Here is a 25,258-nt window from a genome sequence, read left to right on the forward strand (position 1 = left end):
TGATAGACTACAAACATACGAAAGACAAACGGGAAGTAATAAAAAAAGAACGACTTAATCAAGTCGTTCTTTTTTTATTACTTGTTTAACACTCTCCTCAGGGTAAGGGTGGCTAATACTAAATATACCAAACACAGTGCCCACATTCCCAGCCAATATGGCATAATGGTAGTGATATGAGCTCCCATCTGGGTAATAGATATAAAACCCTTGCTCCCTAAAGTAGTAGGTACAATATATGAAAAAACACTCAGCCATTCAGGCATCGCTACGGTAGGCCACGAAAAGCCAGTAAGCATCACCGCAGGCAAAGAGGTATACATAATGAGCATAATGGCGTCTTCACGTCGATGTAAAAAGTTCAGCAAGCAAAGTCCCATAAATACAATCGACAGGATAAATGGTATCATAAAAACCATAGTGCTTAGTATCGTGCTACGTACAGGAATGCCAAACAATGGCATTATAATTCCTAAAATAATGAGTAATATCACCATTGAAAAGGCTAAATAAGTAGTAGCTTTCCCCATTACAATAGGCAGAGCTCCCCAAAAACTATCGGAGTTAGGATATATTTTTTTAAGTTTATTACCCTCTCGCATCGTTCCTCCTAACATACCTACGGCAGTGAGTATGGTAGTTTGAAAGATAATCACAAGCACTATGGGAATAAGGAAAGTAGCATAACCCAAAGAGGGATTGTATAAGCTCACTACTTGGGCACTCACGGGCATTGCCTCATCGCGTGCTTGGATAGGGAGTTTGCCTTGTGCCGAAGTGCGTTTCACCTCAACCCCTGCATTCAGGTAAGTAGCCGACACTTTAGCGGCGGTAAGTATTTGCTTGTAATAAAGCATATAAGAAGCATCGGCATAGACCGATATAGTAGGTTGTTCTCCGCGTTGTAGGTCACGTGCAAAACCGTTGGGAATGGCTACTATCCCCCGTATTTTCTCCTGCTGAAAGGCCTTTTCAGCTTCGGTGAGGTTGAGGTAACTGCTGTAAATAGCGGTCTGACTCGTGGCATCAATCATACGCAACAACTGACGGCTTTGCGCAGTATTATCCTCATCTACTACTCCAATAGGAAGCTCTTGCAAAGTCTCTTCGGAATAGAGATAAGTATAGATGAACGACACCGCAATCGCTACAATTACAAACGAAAAGAATACCGCTTTGTCGCGGAATATATATTTGGCTTCCCAAAGCATCGCACGAGTGAAATCGGCTGAACTTTGATATATGTAACTTCTAAACTGTTTCATAACCTCCTGATTTTATCTTTTTCACAAACATAGGATAAGCCACTATAAGCAACAGTCCAAAGAGCAATAATGCCAGAAGCGGTTGCCACGTCATCTCTACAGGAATGCCCTTAATGGCGCGATTTACATAGTATTTCATAAAATGAGCATACGGAAAGATTTGCGCTAAATACTGCATACTCTTAGGAAGCCCTTCCATAGGAAAAGTATAAGCCGCAAATGAGAAGGCAATCGCTGTAAAACCACTGCCTATGGTAAGTGCCGACCTAAAATTAGGCAATATAGAAACGAGTGCAATACCTATAATCTGATAGATTACTACTAGGGCAAAAGTAATAAGCACCACATTCAGCATTGGGATATGCAAAGGAGCCCCGATAAGCTCAAAGAGGAGGTAATTCATCCACCACGCTACAAAAAGGAGCACTAATGTATAAGGGAAGAGTTTCCCCACAAGGGCTTTCAGCGGACTGCCACCTGCTTGCTTGAGCCACTGTTTCCCTCGATGGTAACGAAACTCAACCCCCAATACATACACCGTTACCATCATTACAATCATTTGGAGCATCATAGGCAAAAGTGCTGTGAGCAGGTAATAGGCATAGTTAGCATAAGGGTTAAATAATCCGTGGTCGTCTACCTTTACGGTTTGAGCTTCGGCACGTACCTTCTCGGGTTGTTGGCCTTTTTGCATTTTCTTTTTCATCACCAGTCCGGCAGAGAACATTCCTACAGTAGTTTGAAAATCCTTTTGGATAAGACTTGCCCCCAGCATAAACTGACTATTAGTATAGCAAATCACCGATTGGTTTTCACCTTTGAAGAGTTTCTGCTGAAAGTCGGCAGGGATAACGATAAAGCCCATTATCTGCTGTTGCTGGATAAGGCGTTGGGCTTCCTGTTCATCGGTGAGTTTGATTTTTAGGTCTATATTGGGCGTAGCATCAAGCATACGCAAAAGGTTTTCGGACAGCTGACTTTGGTCGTAATTGATATACGCCATAGGGAGGTCGCGTGGTACTCCTTTGTAAAATACCGCCGCAAAGAACCCAAAGATTACAAAAGGGAACACCAAAACGTAAAACAGCCGTTTGGGCGATAGGAATAGGTTCTTGCATTCTTTTTTAAATAAATACATAATTAATTTGTCAATTAGCTAATTAGTTAGATTTCTTCAGCGTCTTCTAAGTTTTCTATTAGGATAGGTTTTTCTTCTTCAAAGTGAAAAGAAACTCCATAAGGCTCGCAAAAGCTGAAACCACCTTCAGCAAAATGCAATATCCATTCTTTGTTGTCATAAAATAGGAACTGCGGACTTTCAAAAGGAACTTCTTGCAAGGGAACACTTAACAATCGTTTTTCTTCTTCTGAAAGATGAAAGCTATCTGAGCATATTAGCAGTTGTTTTTGAAAATAAAAAAGTGCTTTGGCAACCAACTTATCTGCGCTGACAAGGATTTTTTCAATAAAAGCAATAGTATCAGGTGCGATGGTTTTACTTTTGCTAAACACAGAAAAAGGCAGCTGTAAAGTTTCTTTATAGAAATCACTTTTCCACTGATATGAAGCCTCCCAAAAATACTCATCTCCCACTTTTTGTGAGAAAGTAAGAGTGCCAAACTTGGTGGTATAGTTAGATATGTTCATTGCTTTAACCATTTAATTTCTTCTTTACTAAGGAGAAAATATTTATATACAAAGTTTTCGCAAGCTTCTTGTTCGCTATCAAAAGACTGTTCATCACAGAAGCAACGAGTATCGGCAAGGCATACCACCCATTGGTTTTCTCGTTGCAGAAGACAAGTGTTGCCCACAGCTACATTTCCTTGCTCAAAAGTATTTGTTTTAAAATAACACTGAGCAGGGTTATAGTTCAAGGCTTCTAAAGCTTGTAACAACTCTTTGAATGTGGGAATAGGGAGTTGTTCTTTTATCTGGGCTAAAAGTTGTTGCCTTTTCTTCCTTTCTTGTTTGTTTTTCTTGGAAAACCAAATGAGTATAAACGCCCAAGCCAAAACAGCTATTAATAGAGGGGCAAGTATATTGTAATTCACAAGAGCATTCCACATAGGCTTTTAGGTTTATTCAGATATAATGAACAAAATTGAGGCTATTCTGAGGGTGATTTTGTTATTGTCTTCTTGTTTTTAACGAGTGTTGTAATTCCTAATACAAAAAATAATACCAAAGAAAGTACCACAAAGATACATTTCATAAGAGAAAAATAAGGCGCTAAGGTCTCTATCCATAAGTTTTCAGGATAGTGTGTGAGCATTGTAATGGTACTAAAATTTTCTGAATAATCAGAAATACCTCCTATTATTGGGAAATATGATAAGAAAAGGAGCTTTCTTTGGTTGAGTTTTTCTAAAAAGAAACGTATCAGTTGATAGTAGGTAATAGCAAACAGACCGGGATATATCATATCCACAGGAATTTGTCGGTATAAATAGAAATGGCGACCTTCTTCACCTAAACGCCTAAATAGCTCTTGAATGTAAGAGGCATCATAAAACGGAGGCACATCTAAAATATCCATTCCTCCAGCCATTGCTTTAAGAGCTGGTACGGTTACCAACATCAAATAGGCATATACTGAAGTAGTAATGATAAAAAGTATCCAAAGTTTTTTCTTTTTCATTTCTAATTAATTTTTGTTGTTTTTCTAAATTATCACGGATATTCCCAATCCTAAGAAAGATTACGGAGTTTACACCCCTAACGCTTCTCTTTCCTTCTTTGGTACATTGGCAAGAACTTGTTCATAAGAGTGCTGTACCATTTCTTTGATAAGGACTTCGGGAAGACTCTCTAAAAACACGGTATTCCAATGTTTTTTATTCAGGTGATAGCCTGCTACAATCTTATCGGGGTACTCCTCGCGGAGCTCTACCGCACGCTCAGGTTCGCATTTGAGGCTAACACTCATAGGCACGCGGTTTAGGTTCATCAGTGCAAAGATACGATTTGCTATACGGAAGACCAAAAAGTCCTCCCCGAAAGGCATATCCTCAGTAGTGTGAGGTAAAGTTAAGCAAAAATCTCTAAAGGTTTCTATGTTCATTTCTTTCGAATGTTATATAATTCTCCGCCACTATCACTGTCTTTATAAATCAAGACCCTATCGCCCCAAAGGTCTTTTATTTGTATTATTTTCCGTGAGCTTTTGGTGTTCCATTTAAATTGGATAGAGTCATTGCCTATCTTAAAAGTATAGTATTTATAGCCGTAAGGATAAAACCAAAATGCAAAATGATTTCCTCCGCCCTGATTCCCCAAAACTACCTGATCAAATGAGTACAAATTATTGGTGATTTTATTATCTACTAAATTATAGCTTGGTGTTTGGGTATATTCTATTTCATAAAAAGTATTGTATTTATAATCTTCCGTAAAATATTCGCCTTTGCTTCCTATGCACACAATAGACGTGAAACCTACAGGAATTATTTTTTGTATTACACCTAATTGCTCGTCAATATATTGTCTGCCTATCTTTCTAATAGCTTCTAAATCATATTTTCCATTCTTATCTTTTGGAATAGAGTAGTTTTTAATAATACTATCGTGGCCTAAATACTGTAATTCCTTTACTTTTTCAGCTTTTGTCCAAGGATAAGTGTATTTATAGATAATATCCTTATATTTTTCGCCTATGACCTTGTCATAAAATGTTTTATTTCCCTGAAAAACACCTTTAGCATTTATCTTTTGTTTGATTTTAAAGTTTTTATCAAGTAAAAACCAATCGTATTCTTTGTTTAAATATATAAAATCGTCAGTTGGGTCGTAGATAATCCTATCAGAGCTCATAACATCTTCTTCAGTAAGTAGTGTATCTACTATAAAAAGATTTTTGTCAAAGCCGTTAAACTCAGGAATCTCAGGGTGCTTGTCTTTCCCTGGTACTTCATAACCGCAACTGATACATAAGCATAGTTGTGCTAATAAAGTCGCTGTTTTTAAATGAAGGAATCTCATTATTGTAATGTATTTTATTTATGTTACTCGAAAATCTTGATGATTTATTAGTTTATTCTATTTTTCAGTATTAGAAATAGTTTTTCTTATCTACAAATGCTTGCTTTTATAAAATGTGAATTATTGTTTTATTCTGGTTATCTTTCGCTGAAAGCTTAAACAGATTTCTTCTATTGATGTTTGCTTAGTATTAAACACGAACTAGGAGAATCGCACCAGTAGGGGATAAATCTATTAATGAGCCAATTGGCAAATTAGCTAATTAGCTAATTGCCAAATTACTCTTCACCATCTTGTATTTCTTCCTTTCTCCTTCAACAGTGGCTACTACTTTAAAGCCAAGTTTTGTATAAAGACCTTTAGCTATGGGGTTGTCATCAAATACATTTAGGCTAATAGAATGAACTCTTTTATCCTCAAAAAGCATTGCGATAAATAACTGCATTGCTGAGGTGCCTAATCCTTTTCCTGTAAGCGAAGGATTGATAAGAAATCTACCAATATGTACGTTGCTCCCTTCTACTCTTATTTGCTGAATCATCCCTATAAAACTACCCTCTGCCTCAATACGATAACAATGAGGCAAAGCATTGAGTGCTTCTATGGTAAGAGGATAAGGCAAAGCATCTCCCGCCCATTGTTGCAAGAAATAAGCATCTTTGCTATTTGTCCAGCGTATAATAGCTTGCTTATCTTTAGTTGATAATCCTTCAGTTATTCTCATTTTTCACTTACTAATACTGACATTCCGGGTCTTAAATCCTTTACTTTTTGGGTAGGGTAGGCTTTGATAGCGAAAGTTTTCTTGTCGAAGTCGCCTTTGCTCTTGGTAGCTGTCCAAGTGGCGAAATCGGCTTGTACGGCGATGTGTTTTACTTCCAACTCTATCTCCTGATTGCCAAGGGCGGGTACGATGCCTTTGAATTTAGTGCCTATCTTGAAGTCTGCCATTTTATCTTCGCGTATGTTGAACACCACCCACTCGTCTTGGGTATCGATGAGGTTCATCACAGGGTAACCCGCATTCACGATTTCGCCTTCGTTGGGGATAATGGTTTGTATCTCGGCATCGGTAGGGGCAAACACTTTAGCACCATCTTTATAGGCATTTACCTCAGTAATGACCCCTTGCGCTTGGGCTACAAGGGCTCGGGCAGCGGTTTTATCCTCTACACGAGCTCCGTTTTTCGCCATTTCGTATTGTGATTTGGCTGCTTCGGCTTGTTTTTGTAAGGCAACCATTTGGGTATAAGCCTCATCTTTCTTTTGAGCAGGCAATACCTTTTCGTTATAGAGGTTGCTCACACGCTGATAGGTTTTCTCAGCGAGCTGGGCAGCTGCTTCGGCTTGTTGCCATACATTGTAAGCCCCTTGAATCTGTTCGCTACGAGCTCCTCTTTGTGCTTTATCGGATTGAGCTTGTGCTGCCAAACGTGCTGCTTCGGCTTGAGAGAGTTTGGCATCGAGTTCAGTGCTTTCGAGTTCCAAAAGGAGGTCGCCTTTGTGCACTTGGTCGCCTTCCTGCTTGTAGATAGCTTTCACCCTACCAGGTACTTTTGGGGCAACGTTGATTTGTTTGGCTTCTACTTGTCCTTGCAAATATACAGGTTCGCGGTTACTAAAAAAGTAGATAGAAAGAATAAGAACTACTGCAAATACAGTGATTGTTACAATAAGACCGGTGATGTTTTTCTTTTTCATTGTTTATTTAGTTTAGCCCTTTACCCACTTACTCGGCAATTGCCGACAATCCCGAAGGGGGACAATCCATAAATAGGATAAAAACAAGGGTGTTATTATGGTTATTATTTTTGTAATGTATTAATTCTGCTTGCGGCTTCTCCCCCTTCGGGGGTTGGGGGGCTACCTTACTTGTTCGCTGAATTTATCGCTCATTCCGCAGGTTTCGAGGAGCTGGGCGAGGGTTTTGTCCATTTCAAAAAGGGCTTGGTAGCGTTTGATTTTAATAGAAGCCAAATAAAGGTTGGCATCGGCTACATCGGTGGAGGTGGAGAGACCTTCGGCAAAAGCCTTGTCGCGGGCACGTACGAGCTCTTCGGCAAAACGCAAACTCTCTTCTAAGCTGAGGTATTGTTCGCGTTGCTTTTCAATCTCGGTGTACTGTTTTTTCACTAAGGTTTGTACGTCTTTTTCGGCTTGTGCGGTGATGAGCTCCACACTCTCGCGCATCGCTTTGGCTTGGGCTATCTTGTTTTTGTCCTGTAAACCGTTGAAGAGATTCCACTGTAACCCTACACCTACTACCCAGTTATCGGGTTCGGTTAAAGGTAGATTTTCGCTCCACAAATACTTTTTGCCTACTACGGCTACATCGGGCAAATAAGCGGCTTGTTGCGCTTTTACGCTTTGGGTAGCCATTTGGGCTTTCAGTTTGGCTTGCACAATCATAGGGTAGTGTTCTTTGGCTTGCTGTTGGTAGTACTCAAGCGATTGAAGAGGTGCCACCTCAAAAAGTTCGGTGGTGAGGGCTGTGAGCGGTTGCTCGGTAGTGCCCATTACGCCATAGAGAACTGTTTGCGCTAATTGTATGTCCTTTTCAGCAGCCATCACCTCACGCTCGGCATCGGTAACGGCTTTTTTAGCTTGCATTGTTTCTACGGAAGCTATCATTCCGTTCTTTTCGAGCTTTTGGGCATTTTCATAGTGATGTTGCGCTGTTTCAAACGACTGTTTTCTCACTTCCAACGCTTTTTGGGCTAACTGTACTTGAAAATAACGTTCCGCCAACTCACTGATGAGGGCATTTTCGGTTTTTTTGCTCTCTACGGTGGCTATTTCGGTGTTGAGCGCACTCACGCGATTGCCTACACGCACCTTTCCACCAGCAAATAGCACCCATTTGGCATCGGCGCTTACTTTCCAGATGTCTTGTTCTTGGAACTTATAACGCCAGTCTTGGGCAAAAAGCGGTTGTATTCTGCCAAGTAGGGGGGTGAGTAGCGGACGCATAGGGGCAGGCACTTGGGTTGCGAATCCCTGTAAGCCACTTTGTAAAGGCGACTTATACTCGTTAAAGCTCAACGAAAGCGGGTCGGAGAGGTGCATATAACTAGCGTTAAGACTCAGTTGGGGCAGATAGAGCCCACGGAATGACTTGCGATTATAATCGGCTGCTTCAGTTTGTTTTTCGATGCCTTTGAGTTTTTGGTTGCCTGAACGCATCTGGCTAAGCGCTTCGTCGAATGAGAGCGATTGCGCTCGTAATGAAGCTGTTATCCCTATAACGAAGAGGCATAGTAAAGTATATTTTTTCATAAAAGAAAACTTTTTATTTCTACGGGGCAAAATTACGGCGATTTTTCCAGATGAACGACTCGTTTGTTTGCAAAGTTTTTAAGATAGATTAAAAAATAAAGCCTCTTAATTTATTTCTTCTCTATTTGACAGCCGTATGACTTTGTTTTATCAAAGGTTAAAATATATCGTTTTCCTTGGTAGGTGAATCTTACCCCTATTTGAGCTGTATTTTCAAAGGTTTCAGTGTGGGGTAAATCGGGAAGAGCTGTATCGCCTACTTGGATAATATGCATAAACAAGTCTTCTTTAGAAGCTGTTTGTGGGCTCACTTCTATACGCCAATGTCCCAACTGTGGGTGATTGGCAGGAGGGAGATTCATATTATACCCGTAATCTTGTGGAGTGAGTTTGGGTAGAGGCCAGTTGCGTCCGTCAGACCAGAAATCCTTTCCACTTCCACCTATTTTAGTAAGTGTAGCATTGGCAGGGAATAAAGTACGGCAAATCATCTTACCTCCTTCGGAGGTTTCCGAGAACTCTCTGCTTCCTTTCATCACAGGTTCGTTGATGGTGTGTATCAGCCAGGTTTTGGGATAATTCTTGTCGGTAGATGTTACCCTATCGAACACTACAAAAAGGTCGGGGTAGAAATATATAAATTCACGTACGACTAACGAGGCTTTTTGGCTGTTGTAGCTTTTAGTAGCATCGGAGGCGAGATATACATAATCGTCAGTGATACGCTTCTCTTTCAATACAGAGCCTAATATGTTGTTTTGTCCGCCATCGTTGGGGATAGGTTCGAACTTGTTTTCGGTAGAAGCCCCTCCGCCCCAGTATTCGGGCATTTTCTCATTGGGCATTCTGATGGTTACGCAGTTATGGGCTACCGTACGGGCGTAGTAATGCGACAAATGCCAGCCAGGTTCGGGGCGGGTACCTGTATCTAACGCACGGTAACCTTTTTTGTAGATAGTGAAATGATTGTTATCGAAGTGCTTGTGGTAAGAGGTTTTGCCTCCGCTCACAAAAAGAGCATAAGTGTCGTTTTCACCCGTTCCTGAACGCATAATGACTTCTCCTGTCCCTTCGAAATACACGGCACCTTTACCCGAAGGTGTCGCTCCCTGAGTTCCTTGAGGATATTTTTGTAAGAACGGCATAAAGGGTAGTCGTTCTGTATAGTGTTTCTTATCGAATAAGCCTAACAGGCGTTGTATATTGGTAGAACTTCCATAAAGAGAGGCTATCTCTCTCAGGTGATAATTGATGTCTCTTTCGGGGAGCAAGCAATCGTAGTGATAACTGTCGCCAAAGCCAAACTCGCGATTGTTTGGTAAGCGATTCCAATCGATATAGTCCAAATATTTGAATACGTAGTTGAGCCTTTGAGAGAGGTCTACGCCTGTGGCTGCGCGATGACTGCGAATGAAATTGAAATCGGCGATAGGATAAGCACCTAACGAATAGCCTACACACCCTGTGACAGCCCCTCCGCTCATACCGATAATATCGCGACGATATTCTGCCATTTTCATATTCAGGGCAAATCCTTTTTGAAACATATCTTCACAGCGTGCGTTATCAATACCGTCGTTGTGAAAGGTGATACCTATATACCACGGTAGGGCGTCTGTGCCATAAAATCCTGTATTGTATCCCCCTGTATTCTCCCGATTGCGCTCTGGGCGTAGTCCTTTTCCGTGCCAAGCAATATCCATCATTACCTGATAAAGAGGTTTGCCTATTTGCTCGCGTTCTTTGGGGGTTAAGTAGTTGTAAATCCAATCATAAGCACATAATGCATTGATTTGAGGAAACACATACCAATCAGCATTTAAGTTGTGACTTACCCGAAGGCGGTAATATTCAGTGATTTTTTGTAAGAATTTTTTGGTATAGTCGAGATATTTTGCTTCACCCGTTATCAAATATAATATGGCGACTTGCGATACTTTGGAGATTTTCAAACCGTTATCAGTACCATTCACCGCGGTAGGATTTTCAAAAGAAATAGGTTCATTTAAGAGCTTATCCACATCTCTTTTAGTTTCGGTATACGTATCCAGAGCCGAGCTTTGGGCAGCGTTTTTGATATTCGGAATATCTTCTTTAGTAATAAAAAGGCGTGGGTGTTCGGTGCGAACAACGCCTGTTATCTCTTGCTCATCAGGGTCTGTATCTTTACGACACGATAGCATCGCTATTAGCAGAGTCCATAGCATCATAAATACTGTTTTTTTCATAAGTAAATAGAATGTTTTTAGTTTATTTAATTGTTCTTGTTGCTTTGCTATATTTAAGGTGAGTTCGACGTAAGAAAAGTGTAGCTTACGCTACAGAAATCTTACAAATATTTACAAATCAAACAAAAGGGCAATAAGTTGCCTTTAGACACATACTCTGCTATGCCAGCTCGCAGACTACACACAGATTACACGAGTTTGACTCGGATATTGTTTATAAAATGGAATATGATTTGTTTTAACGATGCAAAGTTACAATGAAAAGATGAGATAAGCAACTGTAGCAAGACAGGTGCGAGCCGCACAGGCAGTGTGAGCCACACGGGCAGATTAATTAGGAAATTAGAGAATTAGCAAATGAGGAGGGTTGAGGAGTCCGGAAGAAAACGGAGATTTCCAAAAGGAGGTTGAAGGGAGTTTTGATGAAAAAAGGGTTTAAGGAGGGTGGGGTTAGCTTATAGAGAGCTTATAGGAAGCTTATACGAATCTTGGACGATTGGTATAGAAAGGGTATATAAGTAATTGACTTATAACACAATACAACAGTGCTAAAAATGTTAAAATCGAGGTTTCGAGGCGAAAGAAAGAGGAAGTAATAGTGCTCTCACCTGCCCTCTATTTAAGAAAAGGGATATAGAGAGGTAAAGGTTGGGGCGGAAAATATAAAAGTACGAAAAACTTTTTTAAAAATCAATATTGACGGGTGTTTATTTTTTTTATATCTTTGTACCTTATTAAGGTTATACTTTGTATTTTTTAAAGACTTAAGATATGAAAGCAAGAAATATTATAATCTTTATCTTAGTTTGCATTGCGTTGTTTTTCTATGTAAACTTCTTTTATGCTATAGAAGTTCCTTATTTTAGCTATGAGGCGATGTCGAAAACATTTTCTGTGCTAATCTTCCCTTTTGTGGGGATGTTTGTGTTCTTTTGGTTTCAAAAAAGAGGTTCTGAGCATTCTTGAGAGTCCTCTTCCGCTATGCTCTCAAAAAGAATTGATAATCAAAGTTATATCGACGTCGGTTAGACATAAAGTAGCCGGCGATAGTTGGGTATGTGAGAAGCTAAGCATCGGAAATCAAGGCTACGAATTACGAAACGGCTTTTTAAGACTTCGCTTGAAGATTAGAATTTGGGCAAAGTTTGAGAGATTATCAGAATGAGAGACACAAAGGAAGAAAAAAAGTAGCTAATATATGATATTGCTTCAACGTATTTTGTGATTATGTATAATATTATAAGTATAAACAAATTGAAATAGAGATATGAAGACAAGTGTTATTTTATTTATAGTAGGTGTTGTGCTTATTGTTTTAGGAGCTCTTGCTAAGATATTGCATTGGGAAGTGCCTGTTAGCGGTTCTTTATTTATAGCATTAGGTTTTATACTGGAAATTATAGCTTTATGCTTGCTTTTAGCAAGAAGTAGGAGAAGCAGATAGTCTTTCTTGATAGTTAGAGATTTTCTTTATAAAAGGAAGTAAAAAAGCACCAAAGGTAAGGGAGAATAGTTCTTCCTTACCTTTGGTGCTTATAGAAAACGGGTTTTAGGTTCTATTTTTTGCTATTTTGCTTGCCTAAATAATGGTCGAGTGCTACGGTCATTGAGGGGCTCTCAGGTGAGGGAGCTTTAATATCAATGATAAGACCGGCTTCTTCGGCGGCTTTTAGGGTCGCATCGCCATAGACGGCTATTTTGGTTTTCTTCTGTGAGAAATCGGGGAAACTTTTAAAAAGCGCCTCTATTCCTGCAGGCGAAAAGAAAGTAAGAATGTCGTACTTATTTTCTTTAATGGCTGAAATATCGCAATATACAGTGCGATAGAACACTACGCGTTCCCATTTTATCTTGATGTCGTTTAAAGCTGCGGTAGCCTCTGGCTTAGGGGCATCGGAACCTGGGAAGAGGAATTTCTCTTCTTTGTATTTTTTGAGGATAGGCAAAAGGTCAGCAAACTCTTTTTTACCTACGTATATTTTGCGTTTACGATAGGTAATATACTTCTGCAAATAGTAAGCGATGGCTTCGGACTGACAGAAATATTTCATAGTTGTAGGCACCTTAAAGCGCATTTCTTCAGCAATACGAAAATAGTGGTCTACCGATTTACGGCTAGTGAGGATAACGGCTGTAAAATTAGTAAGGTCAATCTTCTGCATTCTGACGTCCTTAGCGGTCATTCCTTCGACCTTAATAAAGGGCACAAAATCCACTTTTACCTTGTGGTTTTCAATAATTTGTGCATAAGGTGAGCTTTCGGCTTTCGGTTCTGGTTGCGAAACTAATATCGATTTTACCTTCATAAATGTTATTTCTTTACACCTCCTAACGCCCTATTATGAAACAAATTGAGCCATTTTCTGTACTTCAATTAAGTATTCTGTTCCATAGATGAGAAAGATATAGGGTGCGATTTCGAGGGTGCAAAGATACAAAATAAAATAGAATAAATAGGGTTTTATTTCTTTTTGATTGTTTTTTATGATTTTAATCCAACCTAATACATTGATTGCTAATAATATGGATACTAACACGAAAAGTAATAAAAATAGCTGTTTTTTATTGGTAAAAGGGATATAAACTCCCAAAAAGAGGAGTATAACCATTACAATTGCGGCATAAGATGAATAAGAAACCCTAGTGAAGATGTAATCTCTTGCGAAATCATAAAGGTCGAACAGGCTACTAATCCATTGTTGTAAGAGGAGTTTTGTGATTAACAGTGAGAAGACTATAAGCACCAATTCCAGAAACATAAACTGAGAGTTGTAAAGTTCTGTGATGCCAAAATTCTTTAGCATAACATAGAAAAGAAGAGCTAAACACACACATTGCAAGAGAAAAAGCACTGTCATAAAGAGGTGCAATCGGCGTTCCTTTTTGCCGTAAATTACAATATATTTATTGTTAAACAGTAAGTTTTGATAATCGGCAAAGTGTTTAGGGTAGAATATACGCAGGAAAGCCACCAACCCAAAGATGAGTAGGAAGGCAGGAAATATCCACGAAAGATAAGACTGATGTAGTTCTAAGGCTTCCAAATACTGTATTTTATTATGGTTCGACTGTTGCTGGGTTCTCTTTTAGGGATTCAGAGGGTAGCTTTCCAATGCTATCGCGTTGTTTTTTGAGTTTTTCTTCTACCTTTCTCACTATACGGTCATAGTCTTTAGGCAAGGAGGCATAATAGACCATATTTTGTGCGAGCAAAAGGCTATCGAGCTGATATTTCTTATAGATGAACTGTTTCGAGTTGAATTGTAAAGAATCTAGCATTTGGGCTTGTGAAACCTTCATAGATTCTAAAACAGCCAAATCGTAAAGCAGACTTTCCATTTGCTTTTCGTCTAAAAACTTATCGGGTTTAGGTACGATGTTCTTTTTGCAGGCTACTACAATGAGTAGCAAAGCGAATATATAAATGATTTTTCTCATAGTCTTATCTGTTAAAAGTGATGCGTTGCCCCTGAGGCTCTGCAATTACCTTGCCATTGTGGTACACCTCTTTGCCATTTACGAAGGTACTCACTACAGCCGAGTGAAATTGTTGCCCTTCGAGCGGACTCCAGCCACATTTATACAGCAGGTTGTTTTTCTGTACTGTCCACTGTGTATCCATATCCACCAAAACAAGGTCGGCGTAATACCCTTCGCGTAAGAAACCGCGGTCTTTTACCTGAAAAAGAATAGCGGGATTATGACACATTTTTTCTACTATTTTTTTGATAGAAATGCTACCTTTATGAGCTTTCTCGAGCATTGCCACGAGCGAGTGTTGCACCAAAGGCGCCCCCGAAGGGATATTCAGATAGCCCTTGCGCTGTTTTTCTTCGAGGGTATGAGGTGCGTGATCGGTAGCAATCACATCGAGGCGGTCGTCTAAAAGGGCTTGCCACAGCGCAGTACGGTCATCGGCAGTTTTTACCGCAGGATTCCATTTGATGAAAGCTCCACGAGTAGTATAGTCTTCATCAGTAAACCACAAGTGATGCACACACACCTCAGCGGTGATTTTCTTGTCCTTTAGCGGAATATCATTGCGGAAGAGGTCGGTTTCTTTAGCCGTAGAGAGGTGGAACACGTGGAGATGTGCACCCGTTTTTTCAGCCAAAGCAATGGCACGTGAAGAGGACAGATAGCAAGCCTCAGCACTGCGAATATGAGGGTGCATCGCAATAGGGATATCCTCGCCGTACAATTCTTGATAGTGGGCTAAGTTCTTTCGGATAGTCGCTTCATCTTCGCAATGAGCAGCGATGACCAAATCTACATTATTGAAAATAGCTTCTATGGTTTTCTCGTTGTCTACAAGCATATTCCCCGTAGAAGAGCCTAAGAAAAGTTTCACCCCTGCACAAGCGTTTTTATCTAAGCGTTTCAGTTCTTCGAGGTTGTCGTTTGTTCCTCCCAAGAAGAAAGAATAGTTTGCAAACGACGATTGTTTGGCAATGGCAAATTTCTCTTCCAAAAGCGGAATCGTTACGGTTTGAGGTACGGTGTTAGGTTGCTCAAAAAAGGTAGTTACACCACCTGCTACCGCAGCACGGCTTTCGGTAGCGATGGTAGCTTTATGAGTAAGCCCAGGTTCGCGAAAGTGCACTTGATCGTCAATCACCCCAGGGAGGAGGTATTTGCCTTCGGCTTCCACCACCTTATAATTCCCTTTGGGAGTGATGTGAGTACCTATTTGGGCAATGCGCTCTCCCTCAATCAGGAGGTCGCCTTGAAAGAGGGTATTTTCGTTTACGATGATTGCGTTTTTGATGAGGGTTTTCATTTCAATTATTCATTGTACACAAGGTGTTTATACGTTCCGCCAGCGAGGGCTTGGTGGTTTACATACGTAAATCCTAAACGGGTGTAAAGGCGTTCGGCAGCGGGGTTTTGTACATCTACGAGTAAGCCTATGGGCTGAGTAGTGACCTTTTTGAGGTGGGCTACCAATTGTGAGCCTATGCCCTTGCCTTGAGCAGTGGGCAATACGCTAAGGGTGTCTATATAAAGTTCACCTTCGGCGGTCTCGTCCTCTAAAACAATATCAATACCATAGCTACTGCGAATGAGTGCTAGCACAGGGGCACGCAAGGTGTGCAAGTGAGCACCATCATAGGCAATAACCGACCCTATTACAGTATTATTTTCCTCGTATACCCAAGCATTCTGGTAGGAATACTGATTGCCTTCCTGCTCAAAGAGATTTTGGAGTAGTGCAATAGCATCTTCTCTATGTTCTTTGCCAATCATCTTATAGACGATTTCTTCCATTGCTTGAAACATCAGAGGGGCGACAGCAGAGGCATCGGTAGGGGTTGCGGGTCGTATCATCAGTTTAAAAATATCAGTTTTTGAATGAGAGGTTCCCCTAAACGTTCGTTGAGGTTATCAATAATCTTGCTCTTGCCATAACTGAGTTCGTTACTGAGTGCAGGCGAGGTAAGGCGGACGTATAACGTACTGCCTTTTAGCTCTACTGAGGAGGTATACTTAGCGATTGCTTTGCCCATCAGCTCATTCCACAGTTCTGGTAACGAGGCTTTCTGTAGTCCGTACGTTAAATGATTTTGTTTGACAATTTGCTGAATGACCTCTGAAAGAGTATTTGTATTTCCGTCCATAAATGCAAAGGTACAAAATAATTGCGAATAATGAATATTTCTATAGCTCTCCGTCTTTAAAATCTAATAATTTTAACTCCTCACCATCGAAAACGGCATAGGTAAAGTAGTGTATCCAGTCGCCGGTGTTGATATAAGTGCTTTCCTCCCCTACTTTGATAGTCATTGGTAGGTGGCGGTGACCAAAAAGGAAATAGTCGTAATGTTGCGTCTCAAGTTTGCGTTTGCAATACTGTACCAACCATTCGTTATCTTCGCCCAAGAAACGCACATCTTCATCACCTGAGATGAGCTTGTTTTTCACTGAGAGGTATTGCGCCAATCGCACACCTATATCGGGGTGTAACCAGCGGAAGAGCCACTTACAAAACGGATTGGTAAAGACTTTCTTCATCCGCTTGTAGCCTTTATCACCGGGACCTAAACCATCGCCGTGTCCTATCAAGAAGCGTTTACCATTAGATTCCACTTCTAGCGGACGACGGTATACGGGAATGTTCAATTCGGTTTGGAAATAATCGTCCATCCACAAATCGTGATTGCCTACGAAAAAGTAGATAGGAATACCACTATCTCGCAGTTCAGCGAGCTTGCCAAGAGTACGCACAAAGCCTTTGGGGACGACCATTTTGTACTCAAACCAAAAGTCGAAAAGGTCGCCTAAAAGGAATATTGCCCCTGCATCGGTTTTGATAGTATCAAGCCATTGCACAAACTTTGCTTCGCGGGGTTTACTTTCGGCAACAGTGGGTGCTCCGAGATGATTATCGGAAGCAAAGTATATCTTTTTATGAGGTGGCAGTGGTAACTGTAACATTATTTCTTTTTTTAGATATCGGACTTATCAGACTGATAAGACAAGTATGTCTGGTTTGACGAGTAATAGTTAACGACTAAAAACTAAGCACTAACGATTCATCAGTTCAGTGAGGTCTTTTTGTAAGAACTCGGTATCGATATATACTTCTTTAGGGTCTTGAGGGTTGTAATACACATTGATATAGCCTTGTACATTGAGCTTTACTTGCGCTACACTGGCGTCTATATCGGCAACAGTAGTTTGATATACTTTTACAGGAGTAGTAGTTTTATCGTAACACCTTATATAACTAAGCTTCAATTTTTCTTCTCCTAATCGCAATTTACTGAATAACATTGTCTCAGTGAGAAGCATTGTTTCCTCGAAATCACTTTTCATACGATTGTTTTCTACAGCGTGCAAATCGAAGGTTGTATTTTCATTCATCACATCGCAATGTTCAGCATCAATACGCTTTTCTCGCCAGTGTTTACGAATATAGTTTGGTGTATTCCTGTTTAAGGTCTTTTGAGTAAACGAATTGCGCAAACGTTTTTTGACATTTGTTTTGTAAAACCAAAAGATAATGCTTAATATAATTATTAGTACAAGTGCCATAGTTTACATATTTGTGTTATGAATTTTTTTAAAGGATTAATTGCCATTAGCCCCTACAACAGAACGTAAAAGCAACTGATTGTCGATATAATCAAATTATCCAAAGGTGCGAGCCGCACAGGCAAAAACTTTGGCAAAATGTATAACGCCTTACTTTCCTCTTAATTATCTGAGGCGAACCATTCGGCATAGGAGCTTTCGGTTTCGCATAGGCGTACTGAAAATAGCTCGACTCCGGCGGGTAGTTGGTAGGCGATGCGTCGGGCAAAGTCGGTTACGAGGTTCTCGCTGGTGGGCTGATAAGGCACCGTGATGATGCGATGACCTTTGGCGCGCAGTTCTTCGGCTAATGCCTTGTGAGGTGAATGTTCGTTGAAGACCATAGCGTGGTCGAACGCTTCGATGATTTGCTCCTGCACGATGCGTTTGAGGTCGCCAAAGTCTATTACCATACCGTTTTTCACGTTATGGGGGTCGGTAATAGGTTCGCCTATGACAGTTACGTAGAGCTTATAGCTGTGTCCGTGCAGGTTTTTGCATTTGCCATCGTAGCCGTAGAGCGCGTGTCCTGCTTCAAAATCGAATTTTTTAGTAATACGAATCATAGTTTAGATATTTGGGTATAGGAATTAAAGTGCAAAGGTATGAAATAATTAGGAAATTAGAAAATTTGGAAATGAGAGAATGGGGTACTGGCTACAAGAAAAGCACCAACGGAGGGAGTTCTGAAGAGAGGAAAAATAAAAGAGATAATGGTGAGATATGTGGTTAACAACTTTGGTAAAATAGGGAATAAAGGCTTTGAGAAATTGGTAATTTGAGAAATTATCAGTATTTTTGCACCTATTAAAATCACATTTATTAAATGTCAATAAGTAATGAGAAGGGTATTTTTGTTTTGGCTATTAGCTTCCTCTTTTGTTCAAGGGCAGACTTCCATTTGTATAGGTGAACAATTATCGGTTTCTTCTAAAGTGTTAGGTGAAACGCGTACTATAAGTGTGTATTTGCCTGATTCGTATTACGACTCTACTTTAAAAAAGACAAACTATCCTGTGGTGTATCTGCTTGATGCAGAAACAAACTTCAACTATTTTACTACTTTGATGGAGAAATTGGCTCAGGGAATCCCTAATGTACCTGAAATGATTGTCATTGGAATTGAAAACACACAGCGCGAAAGGGATTTTGGGAGCGATAGTGACCGTTTTTGGCAGTTTATGGCTGATGAGCTTATTCCTTTGGTTAAAAAGCAATACAGATGTAGTGATTTTCGCATTTTAGTAGGTCACTCATTGAGTGGATTGGCGGTGGTTTCAGCTCTTAACAAACATACAGAGCTATTTAATGCTTATATTGCACACGACCCGAGTTTGTGGTGGGGAGAAAACGATGGAGAGCGGTTGTTCGAAGCGAATAAAGGAAAGGATTTTAAACATCGGATTTTTTATTTATCGTATTCGGGGAAGAAGGTGCGCAACAATGGACGCAGTAGGCATCGAGAGGCGATAGAGGCGGTGCAGACAATGGCTGCAAAGGGAGCTTTTAAGAATTTGGAGACTTATTTTGTTGAATACCCTAACGAGAATCACGGCACAATACAAGTGGTAGGAAATATGGATTTGATGCGGAGGCTTTTTGCAGAGATGTTCATCGACCGCAATGATATTGAGGAGAATCCAGCAGTTATCCAGCAGCGGTATGAGGCGCTTTCTGAAAGGTTACATTATAAGTTTGTGCCGAGTGAGAAGTATTTAAGAAATACCGAGAAATGGCTGAAGAAAGTAAAAAGTGAAAAGTAAAAAGTGAAAAGTAAAAATAGAAAAGGTGCTTAGAGAGATTGTTTTCCAAGCACCTTTTTGTTTTATTATTTGAAGTGACCGATAGCGTTGATGAAAGAAGCGCCTTTTACAGTGAGACCTTTGGTGGCTACATTGGTAGCAGGATCAATTACATAGATAGCAGGGTCACTGTTTTTTACATTTACTGGTAGATAGACTTTACCATTATAGACAGCAAGTTCTACGGGGTTTGACGTCATATTAGCAAAATCAGAGAGAGCTGGCAGTCCGGTTACCCAGTTGAAAGATTTAGCTTCCATATCTACAATAGCAAAGCGGTTTACATCTACTCCATTGAGGGCAGCTTTTGAAGCATCATTAAAGAACTCAAGCAAGAACTTATTACCGGTGATATGCCATACACGACGGAAGATTCCGTTACCGGATACTGCTGAAATATCAAAGAAATAAAAGCTATCAAAGTCGGTAGCACCTTGTTTGATACGCAAAGCACCTGCAGGTTTTGTTGAAGCAACATCGGGGGTTTGAGGAGCTTTTACTTTAGGAGGATTCTTAGCAATTGCTCCTGAGAATACATATACATCGCCATTATCGGCTTTACCCATTTCTAACAAATATTGAGATTTGAAACGACCTGCACTATAACTGAGCTTATCGCTTTTATAGCTGCGTTTGAGGTTCAAATCTTTATCGAGTACTCCTACATATACTACATCGGGATTGTGGATTTTACCGGTACTTGAACCTTGAGCTACTTGCACATCTTTGTAATCAGAAACTATCATACCGCTGAAGAACTCACCGTTACCATTGTCTAAGATACCAGCAAACGACACGATTTCTTGAGTAGAAGAGGAGGTGTTCATCTCAGGAAGGAGATTTGCTGTATGGATAGTTTTGGTAAAAGCTTTGGTATAATTGTTGGCATTGCGGAAGTTGAAGGTTGCACCGTCTTTTTTGCCTTCGTATTCTTGTCCGCCTACTACAGTTATCCAATAATCACTGAAGAAACCGAAAGTAGTGGCACGTTCGGCTACGTCAAAATCAGTAAGATGTTTTACACCTTGAGCTGTTTTTTCGTAAGAAATACCGATACCAGCTCCTTTAAAGCCATAGGATAGACCTACTGCTGTGTTCTTGTTGAACTGCCAGAAATAGCCATTAGCTTCTTTGAATTGTTCTTGGTTAGCAGAAAGAGGGAGTTCACCATTTTCTACGTTTTTAGCGACCAACAGATAACGAGTTTTATTTTGATCACCTCCAGCATCGATGAAGAAGTTAGCTCCCTCGGCAGAAGGAGGAGGAACTGGAGTATTATCGTCTTTTTTGCAAGACGTAAGGGCTACGAAGCTAACTAATGAGCCTACAAGTAGCGTTTTTTTGAATGTTTGAAAATTGATATACATATATTTAGAAATTAGTTGTTAGAAATTAGGGGTTAGTAGAATCGGTAGGAGAGTTTGGCATAGAAAGCGCGACCGGCTTTTTGGAGGCTGTAGTTATCGTACAACAATTCATCGGTGATATTTTTGGCTTCTACGGAAAGACTTAACCGTTTGTTAGGGGTGTAGTAGGTAAGACTGACATCGTGTGAGAGTTGGCGAGGGACTTTAATTTTTGTTCCTTCGCTTTGCCACGAGGTAAAAAACTCTTCGGTGAAAAAGAGATTATAGTTTAGTGATAGTCTGTCGCGTTTAGCAATGAGGCTTTCTATATTACAAGTAGCATCGGCGTTACCAAATAGATAAGGCATATTGGGCAAACGGTCGTTATAAATAGCGGAAGGGCGACCTGTTTCAGTAAATTCTTCTTTGTTGCGCAAGTTCATATAAGACAAGTTGCCTCCTACTGAAAATGCATCTTTATAGAAGAAATAGCGCAGGGTAGCATCGACTCCCATATTGAGTACCTTACCGTGATTTCGGCTTCCTGCGGAGCCTTCATTAGCTCCTGCACTGATAATACTTCTGATGATATAATCTTTGATATAACGATAGGCAAAACCCACTTCTACTAAGAATGAATGCACTTTGAACGCAGGTTGATAAGACAGATTTACATTCAGGTTATCGCTATTTTCGGGTTTGAGCTTATAGTTGCCAATCTCTAAATCGCCATCGCCAAAGAGTTCGGTATCAGTAGGTAGGCGGAAGCTTTTTTCATAAGAAAGTTTGGCTTGTAGAGGCTTTAAGAGCTGATAAGTAGTCGCCCCACCATACCCCCAAGCCTGAGTGTGATGAGTTTCCTCTTCATATACCGCGCGACTTCCATATCCACTAACAATCACTGGACCTGTTACAGCTGTATTGTAATATTTACCGAAAGCTAATATATTCCAACGCTCGGAGGGGGTGAACTTATATGATAATCCAGATATATTTTTCTCATTGACACGCCTCATAAAATCGGAATCGAGGGTATAGTTGGTAATGAGCATATTTTTGTTGCGTCGAATGTAATTACTGAATGTGTGTGTGAGTTGAAAGGAGTGTTTTTCATTGAGTTGATAGTCTAAGTGTGAAGTAATATAGCCTGTTTTACCTTCAAAAATAGTATTCTGAAGTTGCGATTCACCACGAGTAACCATTGGTTCATACTCACCCGTCCAGCTATAACGGCGAGCTTCTTCATCTACATTCTGAGTGGTGGTAAAATCATAACGTCCTGTAAGGAAGAAAGAGAGACCTTTGAGGATATTCTTTTTCTCATATTCTACTGAAGATGAATAGTTATGAGATTTGCGGTACTTACCTCCGAAGACTTTTTGCATTAGGTTGGCGTTTTGGAGTTGTTTATCCTCTTGACTATAATTGAGCGCAAAAGAAAGTTTATCAGCCCATTTTTCATCGAAGATATTCACACGACCTATGATAGCCTCGTTGTGATAACGGTCGTGAAAGCGTTTGAACCAGCGTTTTTCTTTAGAGTAAGAGCCTGTTTGGAGATCGAGATATTCGGTAAATACTTTATAGCTGTTATCGGAGTAATTTTGGTAAGCATTGAGTTCTACACTGATGTTATCGGTGAGGAATTGCCCGAGGTTTAAGGTACTTTTATGGGTGTTGAAAGAACCAAAAGTATAGGAAAGATTGCCGTAGTTGTATCGGCTTTTGCGTGTTACTACATTGATAGCGCCTCCAAGAGCATCGGCACCAAAAGTAACAGGCACCACACCTTTGTAAATTTCGATACGTTCGATAAGTTCAGCGGGAATATTATTAATGCGAAAAGAGGCATTAGCTTCGTTCATAGGTACCCCATCGATAAAGATACGTACGTGACGACCGGTAAAACCATTAAGATTGATTGCTGTCTCTGCCCCAACCCCACCAGTTTCGCGCATCTTCACCCCCGATACACGAGCAAGCATATCGGCAGCATTACTGTTGAGATTGCGGAGCTGTTGAGCTTCGATAGCAACTACGTTGTAAGCTGCTTTTTGCACTTGCTTGATAGGTGATTGCCCTGTGAGCACAACCTCACTGAGTTGCGTAACTTCTTCTTCAACAGGTTGAGAGAAGAGTTGAGTTGCACAAAAAGGAGTGAGTAAAAGGATTATATTTTTAGGTGATAAAGGCATTAATATTATTTCTGATGAGAAAAAAAGAGGGTGCAAAGATAGTAAATAAAATGGAATGATTCTAAAAAAATAGAAAATATTTAATGTTAATAATCTCAGAAGTGCTAATAATCAACCTTTACAAAGTTTCAAACTTAGGCAAAGTGTGTATTGTTAAAAGTGATACATTAGGAGTTTTCAGATTTTTAGGAAAATCTCGCAGGGACTAGGGGTTTTCGGAGGAAAGTTTGGAAGAGAGCAGAGAGCTAAGGAGGTTCGGAAGAAAACGGAGATTTTCAGAAGGAGGTTGAAGGGAGTTTTGGCGAGAAAAGGCTTTTAGAAGGGTGGGGTTAGCTTATAGAGAGCTTATAGGAAGCTTATACGAATCTTGGACGATTGGTATAGAAAGGGTATATAAATAATTGATTAATAGCTTAATACAACAATGCCAAAAATGCCAAAAATGGGGTTTCGAGGCGAAAGAAAGAGGAAGAGGCACTAGGCCTTAGGCCATAGGCACTAGGAGGGAGTATGACGGAAAGGAGAAGGGATAATTAGAGAATTAGCAAATTTGGAAATGAGAAAATGGGGTGGTGCGAGCCACACGGGCAGTTAAATTAGGGATTTTGGAAATGAGAAAATGGGGTGGTGTGGGGTCTTAGGGAATAGGTAATAGGGGGAAGTATGACGAAAAAGGGAAGAAATGACGAATGACGAGGGACGAATTGAGTTGGACGTAAAGGAAGTGTAGCTTACGCTACAGAAATCTTACAAATCTTAAAAAAATCAAACAAATAGGCAACAAGTTGCCTGAATGTCTGGCACAGATTAAACGGATAGTCTTTCAATTGATAATTGACAATTGACAAATGTGATGGGTACAAATAGGCAACTTCGTTACTGGATTTCACAGATTACAATGTAAACACAAGTGTAAATCAGTATTGTATATATAGAACTGATGTTGATTAACAAAACATTTATATCCAAAAGTATGTGAGATATTGGAAAAATGTGTACCTTTGCAGTCTGTTATTACTCATACTACCCTGCTAACGCAGACTTTACCTGAAAAATGAAACTTTTCTATTCTAAAATACTCCTCTTTGGCGAGTATGGCATTATCAAGAACTCCAAAGGCTTGGCAATCCCCTATAACTTTTATAAGGGGACACTGAAGAAGTGCGAGTCGCACAAACAGTGTGAGCCACACCCGCAGTGCGAGTCGCACGGACAGTGTGAGCCACACCTGCAAAAAGAAGAAGAGGCTCGCAAATCGAATGAGGCTTTGCGGGAGTTCGCTACTTACTTACAAAACCTTATGGAGGAAGAAAACCCGATTGTGCGCTTCAATCTTGAAAAGCTCAATGCTGATATAGCAGAGGGTATGTACTTCGATAGCAGTATCCCACAAGGCTATGGCGTGGGCAGTAGTGGTGCCTTGGTAGCTGCTATTTACAGCGAATATGCTATTGAGCCTATCAGTGCAATGGAAAACCTTACCCGCGAAAAGCTTTTGCAACTGAAAGCGATTTTCGGCAAGATGGAATCGTTCTTCCACGGCACTTCTTCGGGCTTAGACCCACTGAACAGCTACCTGAGTTTGCCGATACTTATCAATTCGCACGACCATATAGAGCCTACGGGCATTCCCTCGCAAACGCCTAACGGAAAAGGCGCGGTGTTTTTGCTCGACAGTGGTGTGATAGGCGAAACTGCTCCTATGGTACGTATCTTTATGGAGAATATGAAAAACGAGGCTTTCCAGAAGATGCTCAAAGATGAGTTTATCAAATATACCGATGCTTGTATAGATGACTTTTTGAAGGGACGATTTAAATCGCTGTTTGGGAATATCAAGAGTCTATCGGGTATTGTGCTGAACCACTTCAAACCGATGATTCCGAAAGAGTTTCACACGCTCTGGAAACAGGGAATCGACTCGGGCGATTATTTCTTAAAACTATGTGGTTCGGGTGGTGGAGGCTATATTTTGGGCTTTACTGAGGACTTAGAGAAAGCCAAGCGAGCTCTTAGCAACCATAAATTAGAAGTAGTATATCAATTTTAAAACCTATATAAAGGCGTGCCTATGCAACGCCTTTTCTTATT

At 40.3% G+C, this 25,258-nt stretch carries 25 protein-coding genes; 3 read left to right on the plus strand and 22 right to left on the minus strand.

Annotated elements, in window-relative coordinates; translation table 11 throughout:
• Positions 1-77 precede the first annotated feature (77 nt).
• From HMPREF1321_RS02250 to HMPREF1321_RS02300, 11 genes are all read right to left on the minus strand, one after another.
• Positions 78-1,265: an ABC transporter permease gene (locus tag HMPREF1321_RS02250; RefSeq protein ID WP_009421181.1), complete on the minus strand. Its 1,188-nt coding sequence runs from the start codon at positions 1,263-1,265 to the stop codon at positions 78-80.
• Positions 1,252-2,403, minus strand: coding sequence for an ABC transporter permease (locus HMPREF1321_RS02255; protein ID WP_009421230.1), 1,152 nt, complete (start codon positions 2,401-2,403; stop codon positions 1,252-1,254). The genes HMPREF1321_RS02250 and HMPREF1321_RS02255 overlap by 14 nt, the downstream gene beginning before the upstream one ends.
• A gap of 26 nt (positions 2,404-2,429) precedes the next feature.
• Positions 2,430-2,912 carry a hypothetical protein gene (locus HMPREF1321_RS02260; protein ID WP_009421205.1) on the minus strand — a complete coding sequence of 161 codons (483 nt, stop codon included), beginning with the start codon at positions 2,910-2,912 and terminating at the stop codon, positions 2,430-2,432.
• The gene (locus HMPREF1321_RS02265; protein ID WP_009421223.1) at positions 2,909-3,334 is read right to left on the minus strand and encodes a hypothetical protein; all 426 of its coding nucleotides are present in this window, start codon (positions 3,332-3,334) and stop codon (positions 2,909-2,911) included. Before HMPREF1321_RS02265 ends, HMPREF1321_RS02260 begins: the two co-directional genes overlap by 4 nt.
• Positions 3,335-3,375: 41 nt before the next feature.
• Positions 3,376-3,906 (minus strand): hypothetical protein, encoded by a 531-nt coding sequence (locus HMPREF1321_RS02270; protein ID WP_009421226.1) that lies wholly within the window; start codon positions 3,904-3,906, stop codon positions 3,376-3,378.
• A 69-nt stretch (positions 3,907-3,975) separates the two neighbouring features.
• Positions 3,976-4,329 (minus strand): MmcQ/YjbR family DNA-binding protein, encoded by a 354-nt coding sequence (locus tag HMPREF1321_RS02275; protein ID WP_009421218.1) that lies wholly within the window; start codon positions 4,327-4,329, stop codon positions 3,976-3,978.
• Complete coding sequence (locus tag HMPREF1321_RS02280) at positions 4,326-5,246, minus strand: hypothetical protein (protein ID WP_009421187.1); 921 nt, start codon at positions 5,244-5,246, stop codon at positions 4,326-4,328. Before HMPREF1321_RS02280 ends, HMPREF1321_RS02275 begins: the two co-directional genes overlap by 4 nt.
• Positions 5,247-5,508: 262 nt before the next feature.
• Complete coding sequence (locus HMPREF1321_RS02285) at positions 5,509-5,970, minus strand: GNAT family N-acetyltransferase (RefSeq protein ID WP_009421182.1); 462 nt, start codon at positions 5,968-5,970, stop codon at positions 5,509-5,511.
• A complete protein-coding gene (locus HMPREF1321_RS02290) occupies positions 5,967-6,947 on the minus strand; it encodes an HlyD family secretion protein (protein WP_009421237.1) in 981 nt (326 codons plus the stop codon). Before HMPREF1321_RS02290 ends, HMPREF1321_RS02285 begins: the two co-directional genes overlap by 4 nt.
• Before the next feature lie 162 nt (positions 6,948-7,109).
• Positions 7,110-8,522: a TolC family protein gene (locus HMPREF1321_RS02295; RefSeq protein WP_009421208.1), complete on the minus strand. Its 1,413-nt coding sequence runs from the start codon at positions 8,520-8,522 to the stop codon at positions 7,110-7,112.
• A gap of 110 nt (positions 8,523-8,632) precedes the next feature.
• Positions 8,633-10,750, minus strand: a complete 2,118-nt coding sequence (locus HMPREF1321_RS02300) for a heparinase II/III family protein (protein ID WP_034575522.1) — start codon at positions 10,748-10,750, stop codon at positions 8,633-8,635.
• A 1,267-nt stretch (positions 10,751-12,017) separates the two neighbouring features.
• On the opposite strand from HMPREF1321_RS02300, the gene HMPREF1321_RS11970 reads away from it, so the two are divergent.
• A complete protein-coding gene (locus HMPREF1321_RS11970) occupies positions 12,018-12,194 on the plus strand; it encodes a GldL-related protein (RefSeq protein WP_009421233.1) in 177 nt (58 codons plus the stop codon).
• A gap of 112 nt (positions 12,195-12,306) precedes the next feature.
• Here the strand turns inward: HMPREF1321_RS11970 and HMPREF1321_RS02310 are convergent, their stop codons facing one another.
• The 9 genes from HMPREF1321_RS02310 to HMPREF1321_RS02350 all read right to left on the minus strand — a co-directional run bounded on the left by HMPREF1321_RS02310 (position 12,307) and on the right by HMPREF1321_RS02350 (position 18,390).
• Complete coding sequence (locus HMPREF1321_RS02310) at positions 12,307-13,056, minus strand: uroporphyrinogen-III synthase (protein WP_009410955.1); 750 nt, start codon at positions 13,054-13,056, stop codon at positions 12,307-12,309.
• Between the two features lie 33 nt (positions 13,057-13,089).
• Positions 13,090-13,794: a DUF4271 domain-containing protein gene (locus HMPREF1321_RS02315; protein WP_009419605.1), complete on the minus strand. Its 705-nt coding sequence runs from the start codon at positions 13,792-13,794 to the stop codon at positions 13,090-13,092.
• 13 nt (positions 13,795-13,807) lie between these two features.
• Positions 13,808-14,188: a DUF4296 domain-containing protein gene (locus tag HMPREF1321_RS02320; RefSeq protein WP_009421176.1), complete on the minus strand. Its 381-nt coding sequence runs from the start codon at positions 14,186-14,188 to the stop codon at positions 13,808-13,810.
• 4 nt (positions 14,189-14,192) lie between these two features.
• Entirely contained in the window at positions 14,193-15,530 is a 1,338-nt protein-coding gene (locus HMPREF1321_RS02325) for a dihydroorotase (protein WP_009421193.1), read from the minus strand.
• A 5-nt stretch (positions 15,531-15,535) separates the two neighbouring features.
• On the minus strand, positions 15,536-16,078 hold the full coding sequence (locus HMPREF1321_RS02330; protein ID WP_009421204.1) for a GNAT family N-acetyltransferase: 543 nt from the start codon (positions 16,076-16,078) through the stop codon (positions 15,536-15,538).
• Complete coding sequence (locus tag HMPREF1321_RS02335) at positions 16,078-16,368, minus strand: DUF721 domain-containing protein (RefSeq protein WP_009410950.1); 291 nt, start codon at positions 16,366-16,368, stop codon at positions 16,078-16,080. The genes HMPREF1321_RS02330 and HMPREF1321_RS02335 overlap by 1 nt, the downstream gene beginning before the upstream one ends.
• Positions 16,369-16,408: 40 nt before the next feature.
• Positions 16,409-17,185 (minus strand): UDP-2,3-diacylglucosamine diphosphatase, encoded by a 777-nt coding sequence (locus HMPREF1321_RS02340; protein WP_009421219.1) that lies wholly within the window; start codon positions 17,183-17,185, stop codon positions 16,409-16,411.
• A gap of 90 nt (positions 17,186-17,275) precedes the next feature.
• Positions 17,276-17,785 carry a hypothetical protein gene (locus HMPREF1321_RS02345; RefSeq protein ID WP_009421217.1) on the minus strand — a complete coding sequence of 170 codons (510 nt, stop codon included), beginning with the start codon at positions 17,783-17,785 and terminating at the stop codon, positions 17,276-17,278.
• 161 nt (positions 17,786-17,946) lie between these two features.
• Positions 17,947-18,390, minus strand: a complete 444-nt coding sequence (locus tag HMPREF1321_RS02350; protein WP_009410945.1) for a 6-pyruvoyl trahydropterin synthase family protein — start codon at positions 18,388-18,390, stop codon at positions 17,947-17,949.
• Between the two features lie 273 nt (positions 18,391-18,663).
• On the opposite strand from HMPREF1321_RS02350, the gene HMPREF1321_RS02355 reads away from it, so the two are divergent.
• The gene (locus tag HMPREF1321_RS02355) at positions 18,664-19,587 is read left to right on the plus strand and encodes an alpha/beta hydrolase (protein ID WP_009421215.1); all 924 of its coding nucleotides are present in this window, start codon (positions 18,664-18,666) and stop codon (positions 19,585-19,587) included.
• Between the two features lie 65 nt (positions 19,588-19,652).
• Here HMPREF1321_RS02355 and HMPREF1321_RS02360 read toward each other — a convergent pair whose 3' ends face one another.
• Both HMPREF1321_RS02360 and HMPREF1321_RS02365 read right to left on the minus strand, forming a co-directional pair.
• Positions 19,653-20,993, minus strand: a complete 1,341-nt coding sequence (locus HMPREF1321_RS02360) for a DUF4374 domain-containing protein (RefSeq protein WP_009421203.1) — start codon at positions 20,991-20,993, stop codon at positions 19,653-19,655.
• Between the two features lie 32 nt (positions 20,994-21,025).
• Complete coding sequence (locus HMPREF1321_RS02365; RefSeq protein WP_009421231.1) at positions 21,026-23,167, minus strand: TonB-dependent receptor; 2,142 nt, start codon at positions 23,165-23,167, stop codon at positions 21,026-21,028.
• A 1,054-nt stretch (positions 23,168-24,221) separates the two neighbouring features.
• Between HMPREF1321_RS02365 and HMPREF1321_RS02370 the strand changes: the two genes are divergently transcribed.
• Positions 24,222-25,217, plus strand: a complete 996-nt coding sequence (locus HMPREF1321_RS02370) for a mevalonate kinase (RefSeq protein WP_009421227.1) — start codon at positions 24,222-24,224, stop codon at positions 25,215-25,217.
• The last annotated feature ends 41 nt before the right edge of the window (positions 25,218-25,258 follow it).

The organism is Capnocytophaga sp. oral taxon 412 str. F0487 (assembly GCF_000271925.1).
GTDB classification, from domain to species: domain Bacteria; phylum Bacteroidota; class Bacteroidia; order Flavobacteriales; family Flavobacteriaceae; genus Capnocytophaga; species Capnocytophaga ochracea.

Bases quoted from the DNA above. Each gene is read 5' to 3' on its own strand.
- HMPREF1321_RS02250 (WP_009421181.1), bottom strand. From the start codon at position 1,265: ATGAAACAGTTTAGAAGTTACATATATCAAAGTTCAGCCGATTTCACT.
- HMPREF1321_RS02255 (WP_009421230.1), bottom strand. From the start codon at position 2,403: ATGTATTTATTTAAAAAAGAATGCAAGAACCTATTCCTATCGCCCAAA.
- HMPREF1321_RS02260 (WP_009421205.1), bottom strand. From the start codon at position 2,912: ATGAACATATCTAACTATACCACCAAGTTTGGCACTCTTACTTTCTCA.
- HMPREF1321_RS02265 (WP_009421223.1), bottom strand. From the start codon at position 3,334: ATGTGGAATGCTCTTGTGAATTACAATATACTTGCCCCTCTATTAATA.
- HMPREF1321_RS02270 (WP_009421226.1), bottom strand. From the start codon at position 3,906: ATGAAAAAGAAAAAACTTTGGATACTTTTTATCATTACTACTTCAGTA.
- HMPREF1321_RS02275 (WP_009421218.1), bottom strand. From the start codon at position 4,329: ATGAACATAGAAACCTTTAGAGATTTTTGCTTAACTTTACCTCACACT.
- HMPREF1321_RS02280 (WP_009421187.1), bottom strand. From the start codon at position 5,246: ATGAGATTCCTTCATTTAAAAACAGCGACTTTATTAGCACAACTATGC.
- HMPREF1321_RS02285 (WP_009421182.1), bottom strand. From the start codon at position 5,970: ATGAGAATAACTGAAGGATTATCAACTAAAGATAAGCAAGCTATTATA.
- HMPREF1321_RS02290 (WP_009421237.1), bottom strand. From the start codon at position 6,947: ATGAAAAAGAAAAACATCACCGGTCTTATTGTAACAATCACTGTATTT.
- HMPREF1321_RS02295 (WP_009421208.1), bottom strand. From the start codon at position 8,522: ATGAAAAAATATACTTTACTATGCCTCTTCGTTATAGGGATAACAGCT.
- HMPREF1321_RS02300 (WP_034575522.1), bottom strand. From the start codon at position 10,750: ATGAAAAAAACAGTATTTATGATGCTATGGACTCTGCTAATAGCGATG.
- HMPREF1321_RS11970 (WP_009421233.1), top strand. From the start codon at position 12,018: ATGAAGACAAGTGTTATTTTATTTATAGTAGGTGTTGTGCTTATTGTT.
- HMPREF1321_RS02310 (WP_009410955.1), bottom strand. From the start codon at position 13,056: ATGAAGGTAAAATCGATATTAGTTTCGCAACCAGAACCGAAAGCCGAA.
- HMPREF1321_RS02320 (WP_009421176.1), bottom strand. From the start codon at position 14,188: ATGAGAAAAATCATTTATATATTCGCTTTGCTACTCATTGTAGTAGCC.
- HMPREF1321_RS02325 (WP_009421193.1), bottom strand. From the start codon at position 15,530: ATGAAAACCCTCATCAAAAACGCAATCATCGTAAACGAAAATACCCTC.
- HMPREF1321_RS02330 (WP_009421204.1), bottom strand. From the start codon at position 16,078: ATGATACGACCCGCAACCCCTACCGATGCCTCTGCTGTCGCCCCTCTG.
- HMPREF1321_RS02335 (WP_009410950.1), bottom strand. From the start codon at position 16,368: ATGGACGGAAATACAAATACTCTTTCAGAGGTCATTCAGCAAATTGTC.
- HMPREF1321_RS02340 (WP_009421219.1), bottom strand. From the start codon at position 17,185: ATGTTACAGTTACCACTGCCACCTCATAAAAAGATATACTTTGCTTCC.
- HMPREF1321_RS02345 (WP_009421217.1), bottom strand. From the start codon at position 17,785: ATGGCACTTGTACTAATAATTATATTAAGCATTATCTTTTGGTTTTAC.
- HMPREF1321_RS02350 (WP_009410945.1), bottom strand. From the start codon at position 18,390: ATGATTCGTATTACTAAAAAATTCGATTTTGAAGCAGGACACGCGCTC.
- HMPREF1321_RS02355 (WP_009421215.1), top strand. From the start codon at position 18,664: ATGAGAAGGGTATTTTTGTTTTGGCTATTAGCTTCCTCTTTTGTTCAA.
- HMPREF1321_RS02360 (WP_009421203.1), bottom strand. From the start codon at position 20,993: ATGTATATCAATTTTCAAACATTCAAAAAAACGCTACTTGTAGGCTCA.
- HMPREF1321_RS02365 (WP_009421231.1), bottom strand. From the start codon at position 23,167: ATGCCTTTATCACCTAAAAATATAATCCTTTTACTCACTCCTTTTTGT.
- HMPREF1321_RS02370 (WP_009421227.1), top strand. From the start codon at position 24,222: ATGAAACTTTTCTATTCTAAAATACTCCTCTTTGGCGAGTATGGCATT.